This window comes from Arenimonas sp., assembly GCF_035721105.1.
Taxonomy (GTDB): domain Bacteria; phylum Pseudomonadota; class Gammaproteobacteria; order Xanthomonadales; family Xanthomonadaceae; genus Arenimonas.
This window is the reverse complement of the sequence record NZ_DASTNG010000016.1, coordinates 1-3,479: the sequence shown is the minus strand read 5'-3', so window position 1 is coordinate 3,479 and position 3,479 is coordinate 1. Positions and strand designations below refer to the sequence as shown.

Sequence of the window (3,479 nt, the reverse complement as noted above, 5' to 3'; positions counted from 1 at the left end):
GCGGACGCAGCGCCGCCGCGCGGCGCACCGCCGCGATCGCCGCCACCGTAGCCCCCGCCACCGCCACCGTAGCCACCGCCGCGCGGCGCGCCACCGCCGGCCACTCGCGCCGGGCGTTCGCTGCGCTCACCGCCCTCGCCGCCGCCCATGCCGCCGAGCATCTGCATCTCGTTGGCGATGATGTCGGTGGCGTACTTCTCGACGCCGGACTTGTCGGTGTACTTCTCGGTGCGCAGGCTGCCTTCGATGTAGACCTGGCGGCCCTTCTTGAGGTACTCGCCGGCGATCTCGGCCAGGCGGCCGAAGAACTTCACCCGGTGCCACTCGGTGCGCTCCTGCTGCTCGCCGTTCTTGTCCTTCCAGCTCTCGGACGTGGCGACGGAGATCGTGGTGATGGCCGAACCGCTCTGGCTGTAGCGCACCTCGGGGTCGTTGCCGAGGTTGCCGACCAGGATCACTTTGTTGATGCCGCGCGCCATGGCGTTCCTGCCTTTTCTTGGAATTCTGGACCGATGGCCATTATGCCAGCCTTGGCCGGCACGGGGCGTAGGCCTTGCCCGCCCGGCCCGGTCAGCCCTTGGCGGCCCGGGACGTCACCGCCCGGCCACGCGCAGCCTCTATAATCAGGCCATGTCAGCCCGCGCCCCCGACCACGCCCCGGCCCTGCCCGGCATCGCCGCGATCCAACAGCTCGCCGCCGGCGAGATGGAGGCCGTGAACCGCCTGATCCGCAGCCGCCTGGCCTCGGACGTGGTCCTGATCAACCAGATCTCCGAGCACATCATCGCCGCCGGCGGCAAGCGCCTGCGGCCGATGCTGGTGGTGCTGGCCGCCCGCGCCCTGGGCCACGCCGGCCCGGAGCCGCACCAGCTGGCCGCGATCATCGAGTTCATCCACACCTCGACCCTGCTGCACGACGACGTGGTGGACGAATCCGACCTGCGCCGCGGCCGCAAGACCGCCAATGCGCTGTGGGGCAACGCGCCCAGCGTGCTGGTCGGCGATTTCCTCTACTCGCGCAGCTTCCAGCTGATGGTCGAGCTCGATTCGATGCCGATCATGCAGGTGCTGGCCGACACCACCAACCAGATCGCCGAGGGCGAGGTGCTGCAGCTGCTGCACGTGCACAACCCCGACACCGACGAGGCCACCTACCTGCGGGTGATCGAGCGCAAGACGGCGGTGCTGTTCGCCGCCGCCACCCGGCTCGGGGCGCTGCAGGCCGGCGCCGACGCCGCCACCCAGCAGCGGCTGCACGACTTCGGCATGAACCTGGGCCTGGCCTTCCAGATCGCCGACGACGTGCTCGACTACACGGCCGACGCCGAGGCGCTGGGCAAGAACCTGGGCGACGACCTGGCCGAGGGCAAGGCGACGCTGCCGCTGATCCACGCGATGGCCCACGGTGGCGCCAAGGTCCGGGCGCGGCTGCGCGACATCGTCGAGGCCGGCGACGCCGCGGCCATGCCCGAGGTCCTGGCCGCGATTGCCCAGACCGGCGGCATCGAATACAGCCGCGAGCGCGCCGGACACTACGCCACCCTCGCCACCCGCGCCCTCGACCCGCTACCCGACAGCCCCTGGCGCGACGCCCTGCTCGGCCTCGCCAACTACGCCACCGCCCGCAACCATTGAACCTGCGCGTGCGCCATGCGCACGAAGGGCCGCGGATCGTGGCTGCTTCGCAGCGCCGCCATGTGCCTCAAATGTACGGCGCCGGCGCTGGCGCCCTGCCGACTCCAACATCCTCGCGAGACTCATCCGCCCGCCCTCGCGCCAGGCCCCACGCCTGATCTCGCTCTTGATCCTGCCCCGGTGTGCGGCTGAATTCCGGGGCGACGTCGCACGCACACAGGGGTCTTCCGAAGTGGAGGCAGGAGGCCGGAACGGCCGACATAGGTGGTCAGGACGACGCTTCCTAGTCGGGCGGAAGACCCCTGTGTGTGGGCGGCGGCGCTGCCGCGAGGTCACGGTGTATTGCCCTTCGCCCCAAGCCCAGAGCGAACGGTGACATCGGATGCCAGGTGAGGATGGGGCCGGTGGTAGGCGACGAGGGGCCGGGACCCGCATAATGCGCGGGCCTTCCCGGGAGCCGCCTGATGGCCGAAGCCGTTCGCCACGACAAGACCGCGCGACAGCTTCGGCTGTTGTCGGACGCGCTCGATACCGGCCGTCTGGGCCCGGTGCGGCGCCTGGTGAACACCCTCTCGCCGGCCGAGATCGGCAACCTGCTCGAGTCCCTGCCCGCCGCCAAGCGCGGCATCGTCTGGGGCCTGGTCGATCCCGAGGACGACGGCGAGGTGCTGGTGCACGTGGGCGACGACGTCCGCGAGTTCCTGCTGGCCGAGATGGACCCGGACGAAATCGTCGCCGCGGTCGAGGATCTCGACATCGACGACCTGGCCGAACTGGCCGAGGACCTGCCCGACACCGTCATCGACGAAGTGCTCAAGTCGATGGACCGCGAGAACCGCGAGCGGCTCGAGCAGGTCCTGAGCTACGGCGAGGACACCGCGGGCCGGTTGATGAACCCGGACGTGATCACGGTGCGCACCGACGTCACCGTCGACGTCGTGCTGCGCTACCTGCGCCTGCGCGGCGAGATCCCCGAGCACACCGACCACCTGTTCGTGGTCAGCCGCCGGCACCAGTACCTGGGCCGGATCGCCATTTCCTCGCTGCTGATCCACGCGGCGACCACGCCGATCAACGAACTGATCGACGACGAACAGCCGGCGATCACGGTCGACACGCCGGCCCACGACGTCGCCAGCCAGTTCTCCGACCATGACTGGATCTCGGCGCCGGTGGTGGACGAGAACAACATCCTGCTCGGCCGCATCACCATCGACGACGTGGTCGACATCATCCGCGACCATGCCGCGCACCAGGCGCTCGGCGCGGCCGGCCTCGACGAAGACGAAGACCTGTTCAGCCCGGTGCCGCGCGCCGCGCGCCGCCGCGCCATCTGGCTGGGCATCAACCTGGCCACTGCTTTCCTGGCCTCGTGGGTGATCGGGCGCTTCGCCGACACGCTCGAGCAGCTGGTGGCGCTGGCGGTGCTGATGCCGATCGTGGCCAGCATGGGCGGCGTCGCCGGCACCCAGACCCTGACCCTGATGGTGCGCGGCATGGCCCTGGGCCAGGTCGGCAGCGGCAACCTGCGCGCCCTCTTCAGCAAGGAAGTGATGGTCGGCTTCCTCAACGGCCTGGCCTGGGCGCTGGTGGTCGGCACGGTCTCGGGCCTGTGGTTCAGCGACGCGATGCTGGGCGTGGTGATTTCGGCGGCGATGATGACCAACCTGGTCACGGCCGCCCTGGCCGGCGTCGGCGTGCCCCTCCTGCTGCGCCGCGTGAACATCGACCCGGCCCTGGCCGGCGGCGTCGTGCTGACGACGGTCACCGACGTGATGGGCTTCTTCTCCTTCCTCGGCCTGGCCACCCTCGTCCTGCTCGACTGACCCTCCGTAGGCGCGGGG

At 70.3% G+C, this 3,479-nt stretch carries 3 protein-coding genes; 2 read left to right on the top strand and 1 reads right to left on the bottom strand.

The features are described from left to right. Positions 1 to 479, bottom strand: a 479-nt coding sequence (gene ssb, locus VFQ84_RS01570) for a single-stranded DNA-binding protein (protein ID WP_325128516.1), incomplete at its 3' end; no start/stop codon positions are given. A gap of 151 nt (positions 480 to 630) precedes the next feature. Between ssb and VFQ84_RS01565 the strand changes: the two genes are divergently transcribed. After that, complete coding sequence (locus tag VFQ84_RS01565; RefSeq protein WP_325128514.1) at positions 631 to 1,635, top strand: polyprenyl synthetase family protein; 1,005 nt, start codon at positions 631 to 633, stop codon at positions 1,633 to 1,635. 464 nt (positions 1,636 to 2,099) lie between these two features. Next, positions 2,100 to 3,461: a magnesium transporter gene (mgtE, locus tag VFQ84_RS01560; protein ID WP_325128512.1), complete on the top strand. Its 1,362-nt coding sequence runs from the start codon at positions 2,100 to 2,102 to the stop codon at positions 3,459 to 3,461. Positions 3,462 to 3,479: the final 18 nt, after the last annotated feature.